The 20,083-nt window shown below is 61.7% G+C and carries 21 protein-coding genes; 2 read left to right on the top strand and 19 right to left on the bottom strand.

Going from position 1 to position 20,083, the window contains the following annotated elements:
- A partial coding sequence (locus ACW9H9_RS10035; protein WP_457343086.1) for a transposase occupies positions 1-218 on the top strand: 218 nt, incomplete at its 5' end.
- 176 nt (positions 219-394) lie between these two features.
- Positions 395-1,081, top strand: a complete 687-nt coding sequence (locus ACW9H9_RS10040) for a tetratricopeptide repeat protein (RefSeq protein ID WP_457343085.1) — start codon at positions 395-397, stop codon at positions 1,079-1,081.
- Positions 1,082-1,094: 13 nt separating this feature from the next.
- On the opposite strand, the gene ACW9H9_RS10045 is transcribed toward ACW9H9_RS10040, so the two are convergent.
- From ACW9H9_RS10045 to fliR, 19 genes are all read right to left on the bottom strand, one after another.
- Positions 1,095-1,487: a DUF2802 domain-containing protein gene (locus tag ACW9H9_RS10045; protein WP_457343084.1), complete on the bottom strand. Its 393-nt coding sequence runs from the start codon at positions 1,485-1,487 to the stop codon at positions 1,095-1,097.
- On the bottom strand, positions 1,488-1,970 hold the full coding sequence (locus ACW9H9_RS10050; protein WP_457343083.1) for a chemotaxis protein CheW: 483 nt from the start codon (positions 1,968-1,970) through the stop codon (positions 1,488-1,490).
- A gap of 72 nt (positions 1,971-2,042) precedes the next feature.
- Positions 2,043-2,855 carry a CheW domain-containing protein gene (locus ACW9H9_RS10055; protein ID WP_457343082.1) on the bottom strand — a complete coding sequence of 271 codons (813 nt, stop codon included), beginning with the start codon at positions 2,853-2,855 and terminating at the stop codon, positions 2,043-2,045.
- Positions 2,856-2,928: 73 nt separating this feature from the next.
- Complete coding sequence (locus ACW9H9_RS10060; protein ID WP_457343081.1) at positions 2,929-3,717, bottom strand: ParA family protein; 789 nt, start codon at positions 3,715-3,717, stop codon at positions 2,929-2,931.
- Positions 3,718-3,768: 51 nt separating this feature from the next.
- Positions 3,769-4,656: a flagellar motor protein MotD gene (gene motD / locus ACW9H9_RS10065; RefSeq protein WP_457343080.1), complete on the bottom strand. Its 888-nt coding sequence runs from the start codon at positions 4,654-4,656 to the stop codon at positions 3,769-3,771.
- Between the two features lie 12 nt (positions 4,657-4,668).
- On the bottom strand, positions 4,669-5,409 hold the full coding sequence (locus tag ACW9H9_RS10070) for a flagellar motor protein (protein ID WP_457343079.1): 741 nt from the start codon (positions 5,407-5,409) through the stop codon (positions 4,669-4,671).
- Positions 5,409-6,542 (bottom strand): protein-glutamate methylesterase/protein-glutamine glutaminase, encoded by a 1,134-nt coding sequence (locus tag ACW9H9_RS10075; protein ID WP_457343078.1) that lies wholly within the window; start codon positions 6,540-6,542, stop codon positions 5,409-5,411. Before ACW9H9_RS10075 ends, ACW9H9_RS10070 begins: the two co-directional genes overlap by 1 nt.
- A 49-nt stretch (positions 6,543-6,591) precedes the next feature.
- Positions 6,592-8,799 carry a chemotaxis protein CheA gene (locus ACW9H9_RS10080; protein WP_457343077.1) on the bottom strand — a complete coding sequence of 736 codons (2,208 nt, stop codon included), beginning with the start codon at positions 8,797-8,799 and terminating at the stop codon, positions 6,592-6,594.
- Positions 8,800-8,810: 11 nt separating this feature from the next.
- Positions 8,811-9,599: a protein phosphatase CheZ gene (locus ACW9H9_RS10085; RefSeq protein ID WP_457343076.1), complete on the bottom strand. Its 789-nt coding sequence runs from the start codon at positions 9,597-9,599 to the stop codon at positions 8,811-8,813.
- Positions 9,600-9,617: 18 nt separating this feature from the next.
- Positions 9,618-9,992, bottom strand: a complete 375-nt coding sequence (locus ACW9H9_RS10090; protein ID WP_457343075.1) for a chemotaxis response regulator CheY — start codon at positions 9,990-9,992, stop codon at positions 9,618-9,620.
- Between the two features lie 169 nt (positions 9,993-10,161).
- Positions 10,162-10,902, bottom strand: a complete 741-nt coding sequence (gene fliA, locus ACW9H9_RS10095) for an RNA polymerase sigma factor FliA (RefSeq protein WP_457343074.1) — start codon at positions 10,900-10,902, stop codon at positions 10,162-10,164.
- The gene (gene fleN / locus ACW9H9_RS10100; protein WP_457343073.1) at positions 10,899-11,732 is read right to left on the bottom strand and encodes a flagellar synthesis regulator FleN; all 834 of its coding nucleotides are present in this window, start codon (positions 11,730-11,732) and stop codon (positions 10,899-10,901) included. Before fleN ends, fliA begins: the two co-directional genes overlap by 4 nt.
- 106 nt (positions 11,733-11,838) lie before the next feature.
- A complete protein-coding gene (gene flhF / locus ACW9H9_RS10105; protein ID WP_457343072.1) occupies positions 11,839-13,155 on the bottom strand; it encodes a flagellar biosynthesis protein FlhF in 1,317 nt (438 codons plus the stop codon).
- A gap of 11 nt (positions 13,156-13,166) precedes the next feature.
- Positions 13,167-15,281 (bottom strand): flagellar biosynthesis protein FlhA, encoded by a 2,115-nt coding sequence (gene flhA, locus ACW9H9_RS10110; protein ID WP_457343092.1) that lies wholly within the window; start codon positions 15,279-15,281, stop codon positions 13,167-13,169.
- Positions 15,282-15,467: 186 nt separating this feature from the next.
- On the bottom strand, positions 15,468-15,938 hold the full coding sequence (locus tag ACW9H9_RS10115; protein ID WP_457343071.1) for a DUF6392 family protein: 471 nt from the start codon (positions 15,936-15,938) through the stop codon (positions 15,468-15,470).
- Positions 15,938-17,380: an S-type pyocin domain-containing protein gene (locus ACW9H9_RS10120; RefSeq protein ID WP_457370426.1), complete on the bottom strand. Its 1,443-nt coding sequence runs from the start codon at positions 17,378-17,380 to the stop codon at positions 15,938-15,940. Before ACW9H9_RS10120 ends, ACW9H9_RS10115 begins: the two co-directional genes overlap by 1 nt.
- 368 nt (positions 17,381-17,748) lie before the next feature.
- The gene (locus ACW9H9_RS10125; protein WP_457343070.1) at positions 17,749-17,955 is read right to left on the bottom strand and encodes a cold-shock protein; all 207 of its coding nucleotides are present in this window, start codon (positions 17,953-17,955) and stop codon (positions 17,749-17,751) included.
- 198 nt (positions 17,956-18,153) lie between these two features.
- On the bottom strand, positions 18,154-19,290 hold the full coding sequence (gene flhB / locus ACW9H9_RS10130) for a flagellar biosynthesis protein FlhB (RefSeq protein WP_457343069.1): 1,137 nt from the start codon (positions 19,288-19,290) through the stop codon (positions 18,154-18,156).
- A 3-nt stretch (positions 19,291-19,293) separates the two neighbouring features.
- Positions 19,294-20,079 carry a flagellar biosynthetic protein FliR gene (gene fliR, locus ACW9H9_RS10135; protein ID WP_457343068.1) on the bottom strand — a complete coding sequence of 262 codons (786 nt, stop codon included), beginning with the start codon at positions 20,077-20,079 and terminating at the stop codon, positions 19,294-19,296.
- Positions 20,080-20,083 lie beyond the last annotated feature (4 nt).

The following is a 20,083-nucleotide window of genomic DNA, read 5'->3' on the forward strand; positions in this document are numbered from 1 at the left end:
ATAGCACCAACCCGCTGGAGAGGCTGAATGCCGAGATCAAGCGCCGCACCGAGGTCGTGGGGATTTTCCCAAACGACCCGGCAATCACCCGGCTTGTAGGAGCAATGCTGTTGGAGCAGAACGACGAATGGTGCCTGCAAAGGCGCTATATGCAGTTGGAGGCCTTTGAGGCGGTCAGCGATAATCCGCAAGCCAAGTTGTCGGCAGTGATCAACTAAACGGCAAACTCAGCGGCCAAGGCCATGATGAGTTACACCACTTCCAGGGACACGATCCTGGGGATCGAACCGCTCAATATTATCTGGCAGAGGCAATACGACTTAGTAATCGATATACCACCGCCGAGGCAAAAACGTGGTATGTAGCAGCCGCTGAGCAGGGCAATCTTTACGCTATGCTTCGCCTCAGTAACGGAGGCGATTTATGCGATGGCATGGGCGCTTGCGCAGAAAAAACAAGCCACACATGGAGAAAGCGAACAATCAAGGTTGCTCGTGATCGTGCCAAAGAGGGCGATACGCAAGCAATGATCGTACTGTACATCGCCAAACAAGGCTTGAGATGGCTGGAAAAAGCAGCCGATGCGGGAGATGGTTCAGCCCAACAACTGCTCGCCAGTGCTTACAAAAGCGGTAGAGGCTGGTTCCCGATTCCAGGTAGTCGCGACAAAGCGGTTGAAAAATGGTTTAAATCATCAGCAGAAACTGGATACCCTCAGGGAATGTATTTCTACGCAAACTATCTTTATACAAACAATCGAAGCAATAAAGAAGTTGGATATTGGCTACAGCGATCTGCCGAGGCGGGACATATTGATGCATTAGGGGGCTATGCTTTGAATGTAGCGCATTTGCCAGACAGCTATGGCTTCCCGCTAGACCGAGTTAAAGCTTATGGGTTGACTTATATATTATCCAACCTAAAGGGGGGAGGATCAGATCCCGAAGAGGCTCAAAAAAACCTTTCAAGAATCGCCGAAAAAATGAGTTCACAAGAAATCCGACAAGGGAAAATATTCGCGGGCGAATGGCAAAAAAATCATCCACCGCCCTCCTACTTCGCCCCCATCTACGGCTACTAATCCCCTCTCCCCCTCACCCCTTATGCAACTTACTCATCAACTGCGCCTCAGCCTGCGTCAACCCGCAAGACTGCGTCAGCTCATCCACCGTCGCCCCCATGCCCACCAGCTTCGCCGCTTGGGCGAATGACAGGCTTGATGGATCGCGCTGTTCCAGCTGCGCCAGTTTGTCCGGCAGCGGGCCGAGGACGGTGCGCAGTTCGTGCACTTCGTCTCCGACCTGTACCGCGCTCTGCTGGAAGTGGTCCACGCGCTTGGCCAGCTCGATAATCCGCCGGTCGCGCACGGCATCACGCTCTGCCTGTTGCGCCACCTGTTCTCGTTGCTGGCGCATGTAACGCAGCACAAACCCCAGGGTCCCGGCCCACAGGATGGCCAGGACAATCACTGCCACTTCAAGGAACAATCAGATGCTCTCCAGTTCCTGCCATTCTTCTTCGCTCATCATCTTGTCCAGTTCAACCAGAATCAGCAGTTCGCCGTTCTTGTTGCACACGCCCTGGATGAACTTGGCCGATTCTTCGTTGCCCACGTTGGGCGCTGTCTCGACTTCCGATTGGCGCAGGTAAACCACTTCGGCCACGCTGTCGACCATGATCCCGACCACTTGCTTGTCGGCTTCGATGATGACGATACGGGTGTTGTCGTTCACTTCAGTGGGCATCAAGCCAAACCGCTGGCGGGTGTCGATCACGGTGACGACGTTGCCGCGCAGGTTGATGATGCCCAGCACGTAGCTCGGCGCGCCCGGCACGGGGGCGATTTCGGTGTAGCGCAGCACTTCCTGCACGCGCATCACGTTGATGCCGTAGGACTCGTTGTCCAGCTTGAAGGTCACCCACTGCAGGATCGGATCTTCGGAACTCTGTGCGGACGCTGACTTATTCATACCCCTGACCCCTTCAAATGCCGTTGATGACGGCGTGTGTTCATCGCCAGCGCTCACGCGCTGCGCTTGTTATTAAGTGCGTTTGCCCTGCGGCATGTTTTTTACCGCGCCGCTGGCAATCAGCTCCGCCAGTTCGGCCACATCCAGCAAGGCGCACATGTGTTCAATCACGGTGCCCGCCAACCATGGCCGCTGGCCGCGATGGCTGCGCCATTTGATTTCATTGGGGTCCAGGCGCAGCGAGCGGCTGACTTGGTGCACCGCCAACCCCCACTCGTAGCCCTGGACCGAGATCACGTATTGCAGGCCCTGGCGGAAATCATCGCGATACCGGTCGGGCATCACCCACCGCGCGGTGTCCAGCACCTTGAGGTTGCCGGCCTGGCTTGGCAGGATGCCCAAGAACCACTCGGGCTGGCCAAACAGCGGCGTCAGCTCCTGGCCTTCCAGCGAGTAGATCGAACCCAGGCACACCAGCGGCACGGCCAACGTCAGCCCGGCCACGTCGAACAGCAAGCATTCAAAGGGCTCGGCGGCCCAGGCCGGTCGGCCGTCGGGCTCTACCGGCGGCGGTGTGATGCTCGGCGGCAGGTGCACTTGCACCACCGGCTCGACCACCGCTGGCGCCATCACGACCGGCGCGCTCACAGGCACAGCCACAGGCACGATCGGCACCACCACCGCATCCCGCGCTTGCTCCTCCAGCACGGCCAACTGGAACTCGTCCAGTGTGCTTGCGACCGCCTCCACCACCGGCTCGATCGCAGGCTCAAGCACCAAAATCGGCTCGGGCGACGGCTCTTCGGTCGCATCGTGCAGCAAGGCGTCCAGGTAGGACTCCAGCGCCAGTTGCGGCCGGGTCTTTAAATCAACAGGACGGTTCATCGGTATGCCCACGCGCAAGCCCCGTTAGAGGTTATCGGCGTGATATGCCACAGACTTGAATAAAGAGCTGTCATCACGCCACCTGCGCCACAAGTTGCTGGGACAGCAGGTGCTTGAGCAGCGCCCGGTACGCCAGCACGCCACGGCTTTTCGGGTCGAATTGCGACGGCGCCAGCCCAGCGCGGCTGGCATCTCGCAGGCGGGTGTCCACCGGGATGTAGCCTTGCCAGATGCTGTCCGGGTAGGCGTCGCGCAGCACACGCAATGTGCCGAGGGACGCCTGGGTGCGGCGGTCGAACAGGGTCGGCACGATGCTGAACGGCAGCGCCTGCTTGCGCGAGCGGTTGATCATCGCGAGCGTGCTCACCATGCGTTCCAGGCCTTTGACGGCCAGGTGCTCGGTCTGCACCGGGATCACCAATTGCTGGCTGGCGGCCAGCGCGTTGACCATCAGCACCCCCAGCAACGGCGGGCTGTCGATGATCGCGTAGTCGAAGTCTTGCCACAGCTGCGCCAGTGTCTTGGCGATCACCAGGCCCAGCCCGTTCTGCCCCGGTGACTGGCGCTCAAGGGTGGCCAGCGCGGTGCTGGAAGGCAGCAGCGAAATGCTTTGATTGCTGGTGGGCAACAACAGTTGGCCCGGCAAGTCGGCCGGTACGCTGCCTTTGTGCAGGAACAGGTCGTAGCAACTGTGCTCCAACGCGTCCGGGTCGTAGCCGAAATAGCTGGTCATGGAGCCATGGGGGTCCAGGTCGACCACGACCACGCGCTTGCCCGCCTCGGCCAGCAAGCCGGCCAAGGCGATGGAGGAAGTGGTTTTACCGACACCACCCTTTTGATTGGCAACTGCCCAGACTCTCATTCGGATTGATCCTCCCGGCAGGCACACGCGCAACCGAGCACTAGCATGGCGTTAGGGGGCCGGTGACGGAGAATTGACGGCACTCGCACGAACCGGCGGCTTTACAGGCGCTGGTGCAGTTTGTGTGCCAGCCCGCTTCAAGGCAGCATCCGGGGTTGCATTGGCGGTGCCGGTGGCGGTGAGGCTGCGGCGCACGTCCAGGTTGCGCGACACCACCAGCACCACCCGGCGGTTGCGCGCACGGCCTTCGGCCGTAGCGTTGTTGGCCACCGGCTGGAACTCGCCGTAGCCCACCGACGCCAGGCGCTGCGGGTTCACGCCCTGCATGGCGAGCATGCGCACGATGCTGGCCGCCCGGGCCGATGACAGCTCCCAGTTGGTCGGGTACTGCGCCGTGCTGATCGGGAAGTTGTCGGTAAAGCCCTCGACGTGGACCGGGTTTTCAAACGGCTTCAAGATGCCCGCCACCTTGTCGATGATGGTGAACGCCTGGTCACTGGGCATTGCATCGGCGCTGGCGAACAACAGGCTGGAATTGAGCTCGATCTCTACCCACAACTCGTTGCCGCGCACAGTCATCTGATTGGCGCTGATCAGGTCGCCAAAGGCCGCACTGATGTCATCGGCAATGCTTTTAAGCGGGTCGCTGGTGCCGCCGATGCCCGCGGCGGTTTCATCGCTGTCTTTGACCAGCGGCTTGGCCGGGGTGACGGTCTTGGGCCGCTCTTCGCCAATGGGGATCGGTTTGAGCGAACGGTCGGCGTCGTTGAACACCCCGACCAGCGCCTGGGAAATGATCTTGTACTTGCCTTCGTTGATCGACGAAATGGAGTACATCACCACGAAAAACGCGAACAGCAAGGTGATGAAGTCGGCGTAGGACACCAGCCAGCGTTCATGGTTGACGTGTTCTTCAGGCTCGCGGCGGCGACGGCTCACATAAACCTCCCATCAGTCCATGAAGCCCTGGAGCTTCAATTCGATGGAGCGTGGGTTCTCACCCTCGGCAATCGACAGGATGCCTTCAAGCAACATTTCGCGGTAACGCGACTGACGCAGGGCAATGGACTTGAGCTTGCTGGCCACCGGCAACAGCACCAGGTTGGCACTGGCCACGCCGTAGATGGTGGCCACGAACGCCACGGCAATCCCGCTGCCCAGTTGCGACGGATCGGCGAGGTTGCCCATCACGTGGATCAACCCCATCACCGCGCCGATGATGCCGATGGTCGGCGCGTAGCCGCCCATGCTTTCAAACACCTTGGCGGCATTGATGTCGCGGCTTTCCTGGGTGTAGAAGTCCACCTCCAGAATGCTGCGGATGGCTTCCGGCTCGGCACCGTCGACCAGCAATTGCAGGCCTTTGCGCGCGTAGCTGTCGGGCTCGGCGTCGGCCACGCTTTCGAGGCCCAGCAGGCCTTCCTTGCGGGCCGTGAGGCTCCAGTTGACCACCCGGTCGATGCCGCCCGGCAAGTCGACGCGTGGCGGGAAGAGGATCCAGGCGAGGATCTGGATAGCCCGCTTGAACGAGCTCAGCGGCGCTTGCAGCAAGGCGGCGCCCACCGTGCCACCGATCACGATCAACGCCGCCGGGCCGTTGGCCAGGGCGCCGAGGTGGCCGCCTTCGAGGTAGTTGCCACCAATGATTGCGACAAACGCCATGATGATGCCGATCAGGCTCAATACATCCATCAGTGACAGGCCTCCACCAGGTGTTTGCCAATGTCGTCCAGGCTGTAGACCGCGTCGGCCAGCTCTGCCTTGACGATGGCCATGGGCATGCCGTAGATCACGCAGCTGGCCTCGTCCTGGGCCCAGATCGAACTGCCGCTCTGTTTGAGCAGGCGCGCGCCTTCACGGCCGTCGGCGCCCATGCCGGTGAGTACCACCGCCAGAACTTTGTCGCCGTAGGACTTGGCCGCCGAACCAAAGGTGATGTCCACGCAGGGCTTGTAGTTCAGGCGCTCATCGCCCGGCAGGATTTTTACCGCACCACGGCCATCCACCATCATCTGCTTGCCCCCCGGGGCCAGCAGCGCCAGGCCCGGGCGCAGGATGTCGCCGTCTTCGGCTTCTTTGACGGTGATGCGGCAGAGTTTGTCCAGGCGCTCGGCGAATGCCTTGGTGAACGCCGCAGGCATGTGCTGGATCAACACGATCGGCGCCGGGAAGTTCGCCGGTAGCTGGGTCAGTACCCGCTGTAGGGCGACCGGGCCGCCGGTGGACGTACCAATCGCCACCAGCTTGTAGGCCTTGCGTTTGAGCGCTGGCGAATGAGCGACGTGCGCCGGAGTGCGCACGGGCGCGACCAGAGGGCGCGCAACCGGGGCGGGCGCAGGCGCAGGTGCAGGCCGCCCCAAACTGCCCGGCGTGGCCACCGGCGGCGCCACCGGGGCTGGCGACGGCGTACTGAACAGGCTACGGCGGTTACTGCGCGAAATGCTGTGGACCTTCTCGCACAGCAGTTGCCTGACCTTGTCGGGGTTGCGCGAGATGTCTTCGAAGTTCTTCGGCAAGAAGTCCACTGCGCCCGCATCCAGCGCATCCAGGGTGACCCGGGCGCCTTCATGGGTGAGCGAGGAGAACATCAACACCGGGGTCGGGCAGCGCTGCATGATGTGCCGCACCGCCGTGATGCCGTCCATCATCGGCATCTCGTAGTCCATGGTGATCACGTCCGGCTTCAACGCCAGGGCTTGATCAATCGCCTCTTTGCCGTTGTTGGCCGTGCCGACCACCTGGATGGTCGGGTCGGCGCAAAGAATTTCCGAGACGCGGCGGCGGAAGAAACCCGAGTCGTCCACCACCAGGACCTTGACTGCCATAAACACTCCGTTAGGCCGGGCGAGGGCCTACCGCCCTGCCCTGCCAGAATCAAATACGCCGTGCGGCGTAACGCTTGAGCATGCTCGGAACATCGAGAATCAGCGCGATCCGACCGTCACCGGTAATGGTCGCGCCCGACATGCCTGGCGTTCCTTGCAGCATTTTGCCCAAAGGCTTGATGACCACTTCTTCCTGGCCCACCAGTTGATCGACCACAAAGCCGATGCGCTGGGTGCCCACGGACAGGATCACCACGTGACCTTCACGCTGCTCCTCATGCTTGGCCGAAGCCACCAGCCAGCGCTTGAGGTAGAACAGCGGCAATGCCTTGTCACGCACGATCACCACTTCCTGGCCGTCCACCACGTTGGTGCGCGACAGGTCCAAGTGGAAGATCTCGTTGACGTTGACCAACGGGAAGGCGAACGCCTGGTTGCCCAGCATCACCATCAGGGTGGGCATGATCGCCAGCGTCAGCGGCACCTTGATAACGATCTTGGAGCCCTGGCCCTTGGTCGAGTAGATGTTGATCGAGCCGTTGAGCTGGCTGATCTTGGTCTTCACCACGTCCATGCCCACGCCGCGGCCGGACACGTCAGAGATCTCGGTCTTGGTCGAGAAGCCCGGGGCAAAGATCAGGTTGTAGCAGTCGGTGTCGGTGAGGCGGTCGGCGGCGTCCTTGTCCATCACGCCGCGCTTGACCGCGATGTTGCGCAGAACGGTCGGGTCCATGCCCTTGCCGTCGTCGGTGATCGACAGCAGGATGTGGTCGCCTTCCTGTTCGGCCGCCAGAATCACCTTGCCCAGGCGGTTCTTGCCCGCGGCTTCGCGCTCTTCCGGGGTTTCCACGCCGTGGTCAACCGCGTTGCGCACCAAGTGCACCAGCGGGTCGGCCAGGGCCTCGACGAGGTTTTTGTCCAGGTCGGTTTCTTCGCCCACCAACTCCAGGTTGATCTCTTTTTTGAGCTGGCGCGCCAGGTCGCGAACCAGGCGCGGGAAGCGGCCGAAGACTTTCTTGATCGGCTGCATCCGCGTTTTCATCACGGCGGTTTGCAGGTCGGCGGTGACCACGTCCAGGTTCGACACGGCCTTTTGCATGGCCTCGTCGCTGCTGTTGAGGCCCAGGCGCACCAGGCGATTACGCACCAGCACCAGTTCGCCGACCATGTTCATGATGTCGTCCAGGCGTGCGGTGTCGACGCGCACGGTGGTTTCGGCTTCGCTGACCGGGGATTTTTCCGGGGCGGGCGCGGCCACGGCACGGGCAGGTGCCGGGGCCGGTTTTGCCGGGGCGGGCGCTGCGGGCTTGGCGACGGCGGCCGGGGCCGGTGCGGCCACGGCAGCAGTGGCAGCGGGCGCCTGGGCCACGTCAGAAAACTTGCCCTTGCCGTGCAGTTCATCCAGCAGGGCTTCGAACTCGTTATCGGTAATCAAGCCATCGTCGGCGGGCGCGGCAGCGGCCGGGGCCGCGAGGGTCGGCGCAGCGGCCACGGCGGCCACTTCCGGCAGTGCGTCGGCGGCAAACGTGCCTTTGCCGTGCAACTGGTCCAGCAGGGCTTCGAATTCGTCGTCGGTAATATCGGTGTTGGCCGGTGTCGGCACCTGGGCAGGTGCTGGCGCGGCGGCCACGGCGTCGGGGGCGAACTGCCCCTTGCCGTGCAATTGGTCCAGCAGGGACTCGAACTCAGCGTCCGTAATGTCTTCCGACGCCTGGGCCGCAGCAGGCGCCGCAGCGGGCGCCTCGGCCTGAGCCTTGACGGCGTTCAACGAGTCCAGCAGTTGTTCGAATTCGCTGTCGGTCACATCGCCCGCAGGCTCTTCCACCGGCGCGGGCGCCGCAACGGCAACAGGCGCGGGTGCGTTGTCGGCAGGTTCTGCCAGGCGCGTCAGGGCCGCCAGCAGTTGCGGGGTGGCCGCGGTGATCGGCGCACGGTCGCGCACCTCGCCAAACATGCCGTTGACCGCATCCAGTGCTTCGAGAATCACGTCCATCAATGCCGAGTCGACGTGCCGCTCACCCTTGCGCAGGATGTCGAACACGTTCTCGGCGATGTGGCAGCACTCCACCAGCTCATGGAGCTGGAGGAAGCCGGCGCCCCCTTTTACAGTGTGAAAACCGCGAAAAATGGCATTGAGCAGGTTGGCATCGTCCGGTCGGCTTTCCAGCTCGACCAGTTGTTCCGACAGCTGCTCTAAAATTTCGCCGGCCTCTACAAGGAAATCCTGAAGGATTTCTTCATCGGCGCCGAAGCTCATGTGCGTGCTCCTTAGAAGCCTAAACTGGACAGCAAATCGTCTACGTCATCTTGTCCGGATACGACGTCTTCACGTTTATCGGCATGAATCTGCGGACCTTCACCCTTGGCGAGGTGTTTTTGTGGATCTTTTTCCGAGAGGATCGCCGCGCGGTCATGTTCGATACCGGCAAAGCGGTCCACCTGGCTGGCCATCAACACCAGTTTGAGCAGGTTGCTTTCCACTTCGGTGACCAGTTGGGTCACGCGCTTGATCACCTGGCCGGTGAGGTCCTGGTAATCCTGCGCCAGCAGAATGTCGTTCAGGTTGCTCGATACCGTGCGGCTCTCCTGCTCGCTGCGGTTGAGAAAACTGTCGACCCGGCGCGCCAGCTCGCGAAACTCTTCGGCGCCCACTTCCCGGCGCATGAAGCGCCCCCAGTCCGTGCTCAGGGCCTTGGCCTCGGTGGCCATGCCATTGACCAGCGGCGTGGCGTTTTCCACCAGGTCCATGGTGCGGTTGGCCGCCGCCTCAGTCAGCCTGACCACATAGGACAGGCGCTCGGTGGCATCGGTGATCTGCGACACTTCCTCGGCCTGGGGCATGTGCGGGTCAATGTGAAAATTGACGATCGCACTGTGCAGCTCACGGGTGAGCTTGCCCACTTCCTGGTACAAGCCGCGGTCACGGGTCTGGTTGAGCTCGTGGATCAACTGCACCGCATCGCCGAACTGGCCTTTTTCAAGGCTCTGGACCAGCTCCTGAGCGTGTTTTTTCAGCGTCGACTCAAAATCGCTCTGAGATGTTTCTTTAGGCTCCATAGCTCCCCCGTGGTGGCATCAACCGTGGATGCGCTCGAAGATCTTTTCGATCTTCTCTTTCAACGCCAAGGCGGTGAAGGGCTTGACCACATAGCCGTTGACCCCGGCCTGGGCAGCTTCGATGATCTGCTCGCGCTTGGCTTCGGCGGTGACCATCAGCACAGGGAGGTTGCGCAGTTTTTCATCCGCGCGCACGTGGCGCAGCAGATCGATACCGGTCATGCCCGGCATGTTCCAGTCGGTTACCAGAAAGTCGACGCTGCCGCTGTTGAGGATCGGAATGGCGGTCAACCCGTCATCCGCCTCGATCGTGTTGGTGAACCCCAGGTCACGCAACAGGTTTTTTATGATCCGCCGCATCGTTGAAAAATCATCAACGATGAGGATTTTCATGTTCTTGTCCAATTCGACCTCCAAGCAGTCTTAAACGCGCCCAGCTGCTGGACGCGCCATTTCAATCAACAGGCGTTACACAAAAAGGACTGCCAGGGGTGCACCACGGGCCAATACCACCAAGACCTGCGCCCTGGCGGTGTCGTTCACAGTGTCCCCACACTGCGTGTCAGCGCGCTCGCCACTCACCCAAACGCCCCCGCAAGCGGGCGGCGCACTGGCTGTGCAACTGGCTTACGCGCGATTCGCTGACCCCCAGGACCTCACCGATTTCCTTGAGGTTCAGCTCTTCGTCGTAGTACAGCGCCAACACCAGCCGCTCACGCTCCGGCAGGTTGGCGATCGCCTCTGCCAGGGCGCCCTGGAAGCGTTCATCTTCCAGGTCGCGCGAAGGTTCCAGGTGAGCACTCGCGCCGTCCTCGTGCAGCCCTTCGTGTTCGCCGTCCTGCAACAGGTCGTCGAAACTGAACAAGCGGCTGCCCAAGGTATCGTTCAAAATCCCGTAGTAATCATCGAGACTCAATTGGAGTTCGGCCGCAACTTCATGATCTTTAGCGTCACGGCCGGTTTTTGCTTCAATTGCGCGAATGGCGTCACTGACCATCCGGGTATTTCGGTGCACCGAACGCGGGGCCCAGTCACCTTTACGCACCTCATCGAGCATCGCGCCGCGAATACGGATACCCGCGTACGTCTCGAAACTCGCGCCCTTGCTCGCGTCGTACTTGGTCGACACCTCCAGCAGGCCGATCATGCCGGCCTGGATCAGGTCCTCGACCTGCACACTGGCCGGCAGGCGCGCCAGCAAGTGATAGGCGATGCGCTTGACCAGCGGCGCATAGCGCTCGATCAGCTCCACCTGGCTGTCACGTGCCGACTTTTTGTAAAGGTTGTAGCCGCTCGCTGTCATAGCACCGGTCCCGCGCTCGTCTGATGCACCAATCGCTCGACGAAAAACTCCAGATGCCCCCGCGGGTTGGCGGGCAACGGCCAGGTATCGACCTTCTGGGCAATGGCCTTGAACGCCAGCGCGCATTTGGAACGAGGGAACGCTTCATAGACGGCACGCTGCTTTTGCACAGCCTTGCGCACACACTCGTCGTAGGGCACGGCGCCCACGTATTGTAAGGCGACGTCGAGGAAGCGATCCGTGACCTTGGTCAACTTGGCGAACAGGTTGCGCCCCTCTTGCGGGCTCTGGGCCATGTTGGCCAGCACGCGAAAGCGGTTCATGCCGTAGTCACGGTTAAGCAGTTTGATCAGGGCGTAGGCGTCGGTGATCGAGGTGGGTTCGTCGCACACCACCAACAGGACTTCCTGCGCGGCGCGCACGAAGCTGACCACGGACTCGCCAATGCCGGCGGCGGTGTCGATCACCAGCACGTCAAGGTTGTCGCCAATGTCGCTGAACGCCTGAATCAGGCCCGCGTGCTGGGCCGGGCTCAGGTGCACCATGCTCTGGGTGCCGGAGGCGGCGGGCACGATACGGATCCCGCCGGGGCCTTGCAGCAACACATCGCGCAGGTCGCACCGGCCCTCGATCACATCGGCCAGGGTGTGTTTGGGCGTCAGGCCCAGCAGAACGTCGACGTTCGCCAGCCCCAGGTCCGCGTCCAGCAGCATGACCCGACGGCCAAGCTCTGCCAGGGCCAGGGACAAATTCACTGACACGTTAGTTTTCCCGACGCCACCTTTGCCGCCGGTCACCGCGATCACCTGTACGGGATGCATGCTGCCCATGTTCTTTCTTTACCTTGTCTTGCTGAGACGCAGGCTACACAGGCTGGCCGCGTTAACCGCTTGCAGACCACCGATGTAGGTACATTGCACTGTATTCATATTGCCCTCAGCCGACCTGTTTGGCCGGGCTGTGGTAGAGGTCCGCGAACATGTCGGCCATCGCTTCCTCACTGGGTTCTTCCTGCATTTGTATGCTCACGGCACGGCTGACCAACTGGTGACGGCGCGGCAGATGCAAATCATCCGGGATGCGCGGCCCGTCGGTCAGGTAAGCCACCGGCAACTCATGGGCGATGGCCAGGCTCAGCACTTCGCCCAGGTTGGCGGTTTCGTCGAGTTTAGTCAGGATGCAACCGGCCAGCCCGCAGCGCTTGTAGCTGTGGTAGGCGGCGGTCAGCACCTGCTTCTGGCTGGTGGTGGCCAGCACCAGGTAATTCTTTGCCTTGATCCCGCGACCGGCCAGGCTCTCGAGCTGCATGCGCAGCGCCGGATCACTGGCTTGCAGGCCTGCGGTGTCGATCAACACCACGCGCTTGCGCAGCAGCGGGTCAAGCGCGTTGACCAGCGACTGGCCTGGGTCCAGGTGCGTAACCGGCACATTGAGGATACGGCCCAGGGTCCTGAGCTGCTCCTGGGCGCCAATGCGGTAGCTGTCCATGCTGACCAGCGCAATGTTCTGCGCGCCGTACTTGAGCACGTAGCGCGCCGCGAGCTTGGCCAGCGTGGTGGTCTTGCCCATGCCGGCGGGGCCGACCATGGCGATCACGCCGCCTTCTTCCAGGGGTTCGAGTTCCGGGGTGACGATCATGCGCGCCAGGTGCGCCAAGAGCATGCGCCAGGCTTGGCGCGGGTCGTCGATTTCGGTGGTCAGCGCCAGCAGGTCGCGTGACAACGGGCCGGACAAGCCGATGCGTTGCAAGCGGCGCCACAGGTTGGCCTGCTGCGGCTTGCTGCCTTGCAGTTGGGTCCAGGCCAGCGAACCCAGTTGCACTTCCAGCAATTCGCGCAGGCCATTGAGCTCGCTGCGCATCGAGTCCAGCGCACGCGAGTCCACAGACGGGGCCGGGGCTGGCGCGGCAGGGCGTGGTGGCTCGACAAACGTCGGCTCTACCAGCGGCTCGGCTGCAGTCAGCGGCAGGCCGGCGAACAGCTGGCGGCTGGTGCTGGCGTCGCCGTCACTGCGCAGGCTCAGTTCGGCCTGGGCCGAGACGATACGCGAGGCGGTCTTGCGCAGCTCGTCTTCGAGCTCCATGTTGGGCACGCGAGGGGCCAGGGCCGACGGCTGGTAATCAAGGGCAGCCGTCAGCTCGACACCGCCTGCAATGCGGCGGTTGCCAATAATCGCAGCGTCGGCGCCCAGCTCGTCGCGGACCAGTTTCATGGCCTGACGCATATCGGCGGCGAAAAAACGCTTCACTTGCATAACCCACTACCTCAGCCGTTGGGCCCTACTGTCGCGACGATAGTCACTTGCTTGTTGTCAGGAATTTCCTGATAAGCCAAAACGTGCAAATTCGGAATAGCCAGGCGTCCAAACCGCGACAACATCGCCCGGACCGGACCGGCCACCAGCAAGATCACCGGGTGGCCCTGCATTTCCTGGCGCTGGGCGGCATCGATCAACGAACGCTGCAGCTTTTCCGCCATGCTCGGCTCCAGCAGAACACCCTCGTCAGCGCCCTGCCCGGCCTTCTGAATACTGTTGAGCAATATTTGTTCCAACCTGGGCTCCAACGTGATCACAGGCAGCTCGGAGTCAAGCCCTACAATGCTTTGCACGATGGCGCGAGACAACCCCACCCGCACCGCTGCCACTAAAGCGGCAGTATCTTGACTCTTGGCGGCATTGTTGGCGATGGCCTCGGCAATGCTGCGAATGTCCCTTACCGGCACCTGCTCGGCCAACAGCGCCTGCAACACCTTGAGCAATTGCGAAAGTGACAGCACCCCCGGCACGAGTTCTTCGGCCAGTTTGGGCGAGGCCTTGGCCAGCAACTGCATGAGTTGCTGGACTTCTTCGTGGCCAATCAGCTCGTGGGAGTGCTTGTACAGAATCTGGTTGAGGTGCGTGGCCACCACGGTGCTGGCGTCCACCACGGTGTAGCCCAGGGACTGCGCCTGGCTGCGCTGGCTGATTTCGATCCACACCGCGTCCAGGCCAAAAGCCGGATCTTTGGCGGTGATGCCGTTAAGGCTGCCGAACACTTGGCCGGGGTTGATCGCCAGTTCGCGGTCGGGGTAAATCTCGGCTTCGGCCAGGATCACGCCCATCAGCGTCAGGCGGTAGGCGCTGGGCGCCAGGTCGAGGTTGTCGCGGATGTGCACGGTGGGCATCAAAAAGCCCAGGTCCTGGGACAGCTTCTTGCGCACGCCCTTGATCCGCGCCAGCAATTGCCCGCCCTGGTTGCGGTCCACCAGCGGAATCAGGCGGTAACCCACTTCCAGGCCGATCATGTCGATCGGGGTCACGTCATCCCAGCCCAGTTCCTTGGTTTCCTGGGCGCGGGCCGGTGAAGGCAACAGCTCTTGTTGGCGGGCGATCTCCTGCTGCGCCTGCACCTTGACCTGGTTCTGCTTCTTCCAGAACAGGTACGCCCCACCCGCGGCCAGCGCGGCCATGCTCAGGAAGGAGACGTGCGGCATGCCGGGCACCAGCCCCATCACCGCCATCAGTCCGGCCGCCACGGCCAGGGCCTTGGGCGACGCAAACATCTGCCGGTTGATCTGCTTGCCCATGTCTTCGGAGCCCGAAGCACGGGTCACCATGATTGCCGCCGCTGTAGATAACAACAGTGATGGCAATTGCGCCACTAAACCGTCACCGATGGTCAACAGGGCGTATACCTTGCCCGCATCGCCAAAGGTCATGCCGTGCTGGAAGATCCCGACCGCCATGCCGCCGATCAGGTTGATGAACAGAATCAGCAGGCCGGCAATGGCGTCACCGCGCACGAACTTGCTGGCACCGTCCATGGAGCCGTAGAACTCGGCCTCCTGGGCCACCTCTGCGCGGCGGGCCTTGGCCTGGCCCTGGTCGATCAGGCCGGCGTTGAGGTCGGCGTCGATCGCCATCTGCTTGCCGGGCATCGCATCCAGGGTAAACCGCGCACTCACCTCGGAGATGCGCCCGGCGCCCTTGGTGACCACGACGAAGTTGATGATCATCAAAATCGCGAACACCACGATACCCACCACGTAGTTACCGCCGATCACCACCTCGCCAAACGCCTGGATCACCTTGCCCGCCGCCGCGTGACCGTCCTGACCGTGAAGCATCACCACCCGCGTTGACGCCACGTTGAGCGCCAGCCGCAGCAAGGTCGCCACCAGCAAGATGGTCGGGAACACCGCAAAATCCAGCGGCCGCAGCGCGTACACGCACACCAGCAGCACCACAATCGACAGGGCGATGTTGAAGGTAAAAAACACGTCCAGCAGGAACGGCGGCACCGGCAACATCATCATGGCCAGCATGATCAGCAGCAACAACGGCACACCCAGATTGCCCCGCGAAAGGTCGGTCAGGGTGCCACGGGCCGTGCTGAGCATTTGAGAGCGATCCACCGGTATTCCTCGTTTCCTTGAAGCAGGTTTTTGACGCCGCAGAAGGGCGCGAGGGCGGTGTTGCAAGAAACTGTCCAACTTTGGGGTTGGGGGAAAGGAACGGGCGGGATCGCTTACCAGGCGCAAGCTTGGGCACAAACAATAGAACGCGTTTTAACTTGAGCGCGCTGATTAATGGCCTGCACTCATTAACGTGAAGACCAGAGTATTGACCGCAGTATCTTGCGCATATTTGATGATGACCTGGGTGTCCGGATACACAGAGGGCTCCAGCTGATAGGCATCCCACCCTCCGGTTTTCCTGTTCAACGGCAGCGTGGCTGGCCCCTTGGACGCCAGCGGCTGACCAAAATCCGCCCTGACCTCTGCCCTGCTCATCGCCGCTTTGAACGGCGCAGGCAACTCACCCCGGAACACTTTCTGACCCGGTACTGCCGGGACCAACGTGATGTACAGCGTTTCCAAAAGCATCGTTGCCGCCTGGAAACTCAGTTCCAGGCCGTCGGCGGGCTCAATGTCGAGCCAGTCTCTTCCCCTGTAGAGCTCTTGAAGCGGCATATCAGGAATGATGTTCTCCATGACCAAAGCGTCATAGGGACGGCCCAAGTTTTTAATCCATTGCTCGATGGTTCTAGCGTCCATCAGTACCACCCTTGTTTTTGATTGAGCTGATGCAATTGTTCGCGGGCAATTTCAACGTCTTTCTCGGCAAAGCCATTTTCCATCAGGCCACGCTTGATCGCGTCAACGTTGCTATCGACTGCCGCTCGCAGGTCCGCCACGTCGCCAGCCTGCTTGGCCTTGGTACTGCGCCCGCCGTAAGTTTCACTGTACCGCTGATGAACATGTGCAGGAATCGCAATTGCAGGCGCTTGCTTGAGATAGTCGAGCACCTGTTGACGCGGCATTTTGGCGTCGAGTTGAAGCAACGTTGCCTCCAATACGTTTTGCGCAGGAATATGATCGATATCCAAACCATCCCCACGACTACGCCCCATCAAATCCCGCGCGGGCCCGACTTCCAGCGGCCTGACCGCAGGCTTGGCAAACACCACATACAACGGTGGCAAGCCTGCATCGGCCGGAAACGTGATGATCGTGTCCTGCCAGGTGAGGTCGCTTTCATCCTGCCCGGGGTAGTGAGCGAACTGCGCATCCTGACCCGGGGCAATCGGATGGACCAACAGATTCTCCAGCGACTCAGGCACGCCGGGAAACGGACTGGGAATGCTGATCACCGGCCCCTTGTTCGGCGTCCAGGTGATGGAAAGACCGTCCAGCACCGCGACCATCGCGCGCTTGTCGGCACTCCAGTGGGCCTCGGTGACCGGCACGCTGTCCATCCCGCTCTCGGGCCCCGTATGCAGCCCATAGACTTGCGGGTTGCCCGCCGCATCACGCCGAAATTGAAACCGCACCCGCGTACTCGCCGACCGCATGCCTGCCAGCTGTTCTGCGCTGTAGAGCGTGGAGTCGCCGATAGCCCGGGGCCAAAAGGCCAACATCAGCACCCCCAATGCTGAACCGGCTCCGGCAGCGCCACGCACCACCCACGTGCCCAGTTCGCTGCCCAGGGTGCCGGCGATCTGCCCGAGCGTGCCAGCGGTGCCCGTAGACGCCATCAACGCCGCGTTGCCGAAATTGCCAATCCGCTCCGGGGTTCGGCCAGCGGCCGTCGAACCGGCCGGCACGCAGACACTGGATTTGGCAAACACACACGAAGGTGCAGACGGGGTCATCGATCGCCCGAGTGGCGCATTCGGCACTGCCTTGCCAGCGGGCCTCACAGGCTGTGGATCATCTATTTCCTGGCACATGAACTGTTGATGGGCAATCAGCACAGGCGCGGGGCTGCACTGGCACACACATACGTCCCCCTCCAATGCGACCTGCTTGCCCGCCCATATTTCCACCCGATAAGCGCCCGCATTGGCGATGACCCCGGTGCTGTTGCAAGCAGGGCAAAACACCCGATCGCCTTCCCGGGCGACCCCTTGGTTATTGATGAAACCGCTATCGCACCCTGTCAGCACGACACCTCCCGCCGAGGTCGGCGCCCCCACGGTGATGTGGTAGCGCCTCACGCGGGGCTCTGCGTCGAGCAGTCAAACTGACGTTGCATGGGAATATCCTTTTCTGACGCCCAAGCGGGGTCGAACACCGTTCAGGTGCTGATTGATAAGAGAGGGGGGAAACGCCGCAAGGGCGTGGACCGCATCGTGCGCAAAGGGCACGAGCAGGACAACTGACCGTTCGGCCAGGTCACGAAGATTTAAAACACGCTCGATGGGCGCCGACGCCCTACGCCATCAGGCTTTCTGAGGATTTACCCGCGATCACACACAGGTCTTCGGCCCGGGGCTAAAGGGTAATGAAATGTTTCTTTGCCAAAGGCCCGGAGCAGCAAGGAAGGCATTCCCACGCACAAACGCGTGAACGCCCCCCATCAACCTCATTTCAGCGGCCGCACATCCGTGGCTTGCAGCCCTTTCTGGCCATGGGCGGCCGTGAACTCCACTTTCTGGTTTTCATCGAGAGACTTGAACCCCTCGGCCTTGATGTCCGAGTAGTGGACGAACAGGTCTGCACTGCCGTCATCCGGCTTGATGAACCCGAAGCCTTTTTCTGCGTTGAACCATTTCACGACACCCGTGGCCATTGCCCTTCTCCCTTCACCGTACTTGAAGACGCGCCGCTGCACGCAGCGTCGCCGTTCTATAGAACCTGAAGGGTGCGAGGGCGGCTACTGTCAAAGTTGACAGGTGGGCAGCGGTTTACGACGAGTGGCAGACCAGAAAGGTTCGTCGCTTTTGAGGCGCGCCCCACCCACCGCCAGCAAAAAAACATGCACCCGAACTCAAGCGTCGCGGCGCAGGTCCGGCGGGATGGGCAGGTCCTTGAGCGGATCGGGCCGCTTGCCCTTGCCTGCGCGGTATTGGCGGATCTGGTACACGTACGCCAGCACCTGCGCCACCGCCAGGTACAACCCGGCGGGGATCTCCTGGTCCAGCTCGGTGGAGTAGAAAATCGACCGCGCCAACTCCGGCGACTCCAGCAGCAGCACGTCGTTGGCCACGGCGATTTCGCGGATTTTCAAGGCCATGAAGTCGCTGCCCTTGGCCAGCAACATCGGCGCGCCGCCCTTCTCCGGGTCGTATTTGAGCGCCACGGCGTAGTGCGTCGGGTTGGTGATGACCACGTCGGCGTCGGGCACCGAGGCCATCATTTTGCGCTGGGACATTTCCCGCTGCAGTTGGCGAATGCGCTGCTTGACCTCGGGGCGGCCTTCCTGGTCCTTGTGCTCGTCGCGCACTTCCTGCTTGGTCATCAACAGCTTCTTGTGGCTTTCCCACAGCTGGATCGGCGCGTCCACCGCCGCAATCAGGATCAAGCCGCAAGCCATCCACAACGAACTCCACCCCACCACCTGCACGCTGTGGATAATCGCCAGTTCCAGCGGCTCATGGGCGATGCGCAGCAGGTCGTCGATGTCGGAAGACAACACCGTCAACGCCACGAACAGGATCAGCAAGAACTTGGCCAGCGCCTTGAGCAGCTCCACCAGGGCCTTGCTCGAGAACATCCGCTTGAGCCCGGCCAAGGGGTTCATCCGGCTGAACTTGGGCGCCATGCTGGCCGGCGCAAACAGCCAGCCGCCGAGGGCCACGGGGCCGATCAACGCGGCCAGCAGCAAGGTAATCAGCACGGGCTGTACGGCCAGGATCGCGATTTTGCCCGAGTGCAGCAGGTACAGCCCCATGGCGCCGGGGCTGAGCAGCACCTCGCGCGGTAATGCGAAATTGAGTTTCATCAATTCCATCAAGTCCAGCGCCAGGCCACCGCCGTAAATCAGCAAGCCCCCCGCGCCCGCCAGCATCACCGCCAGGGTGTTGAGCTCTTTGGAGCGGGCAATCTCACCCTTTTCCCGGGAGTCCTTTTTGCGTTTCTCCGTGGGGTCTTCTGTTTTGTCCTGACCACTCTCGCTTTCGGCCATGGCTCAACGCGCCCTCGCCAGATCACGTAAGAACTGCAAGGCGTCGGTGGCCAGCGGTTGATACTGATTGAGAATGTCAGCCAGGCCGACCCAGAAAATCCCCATGCCCAACACCAGGGTCAACGGGAAACCGATGGAGAAAATGTTCAACTGCGGCGCCGCCCGGGTCATCACGCCAAAGGCGATGTTGATCACCAGCAACGCGGTGATCGCTGGCAACACCAGCAACAGTGAGGCGCCGAGCACCCAGCTCAGGCGCCCGACCAATTCCCAGAAGTGGCCAACCACCAGCCCCGAGCCCACCGGCAAGGTGGTAAAGCTTTCGGTCAGCACCTCAAACGCTACCAGGTGGCCGTTCATGGATAAAAACAGCAACGTCACCAGCATGGTCAGAAACTGCCCGATCACCGCCACCGACACCCCGTTGGTAGGGTCGACCATGGAGGCAAAGCCCATGCCCATCTGAATCGAGATGATCTGCCCGGCAATCACGAACGCCTGGAAAAACAGCGTAAGGGAAAACCCCAGCAGCGCGCCGATCAGGATTTGCTCGGCCACCAGCATCAAGGCGCTCAAGTCCAGCGCGTTTACCGGCGGCATTGGCGGCAACCCCGGGGCGATGACCACGGTGATCGCCACCGCGAAATACAGGCGAATGCGGCGCGGCACCAAGGTGGTCCCGAACACCGGCATGGTCATGAGCACCGCCGTCACGCGAAACAGCGGCAGGATGAAGGACGCCACCCAGGTGCTGATCTGGGTGTCGGTCAACGCCAGGACAGATTGCACCCGG

Source organism: Pseudomonas sp. SDO5215_S409 (assembly GCF_054071325.1).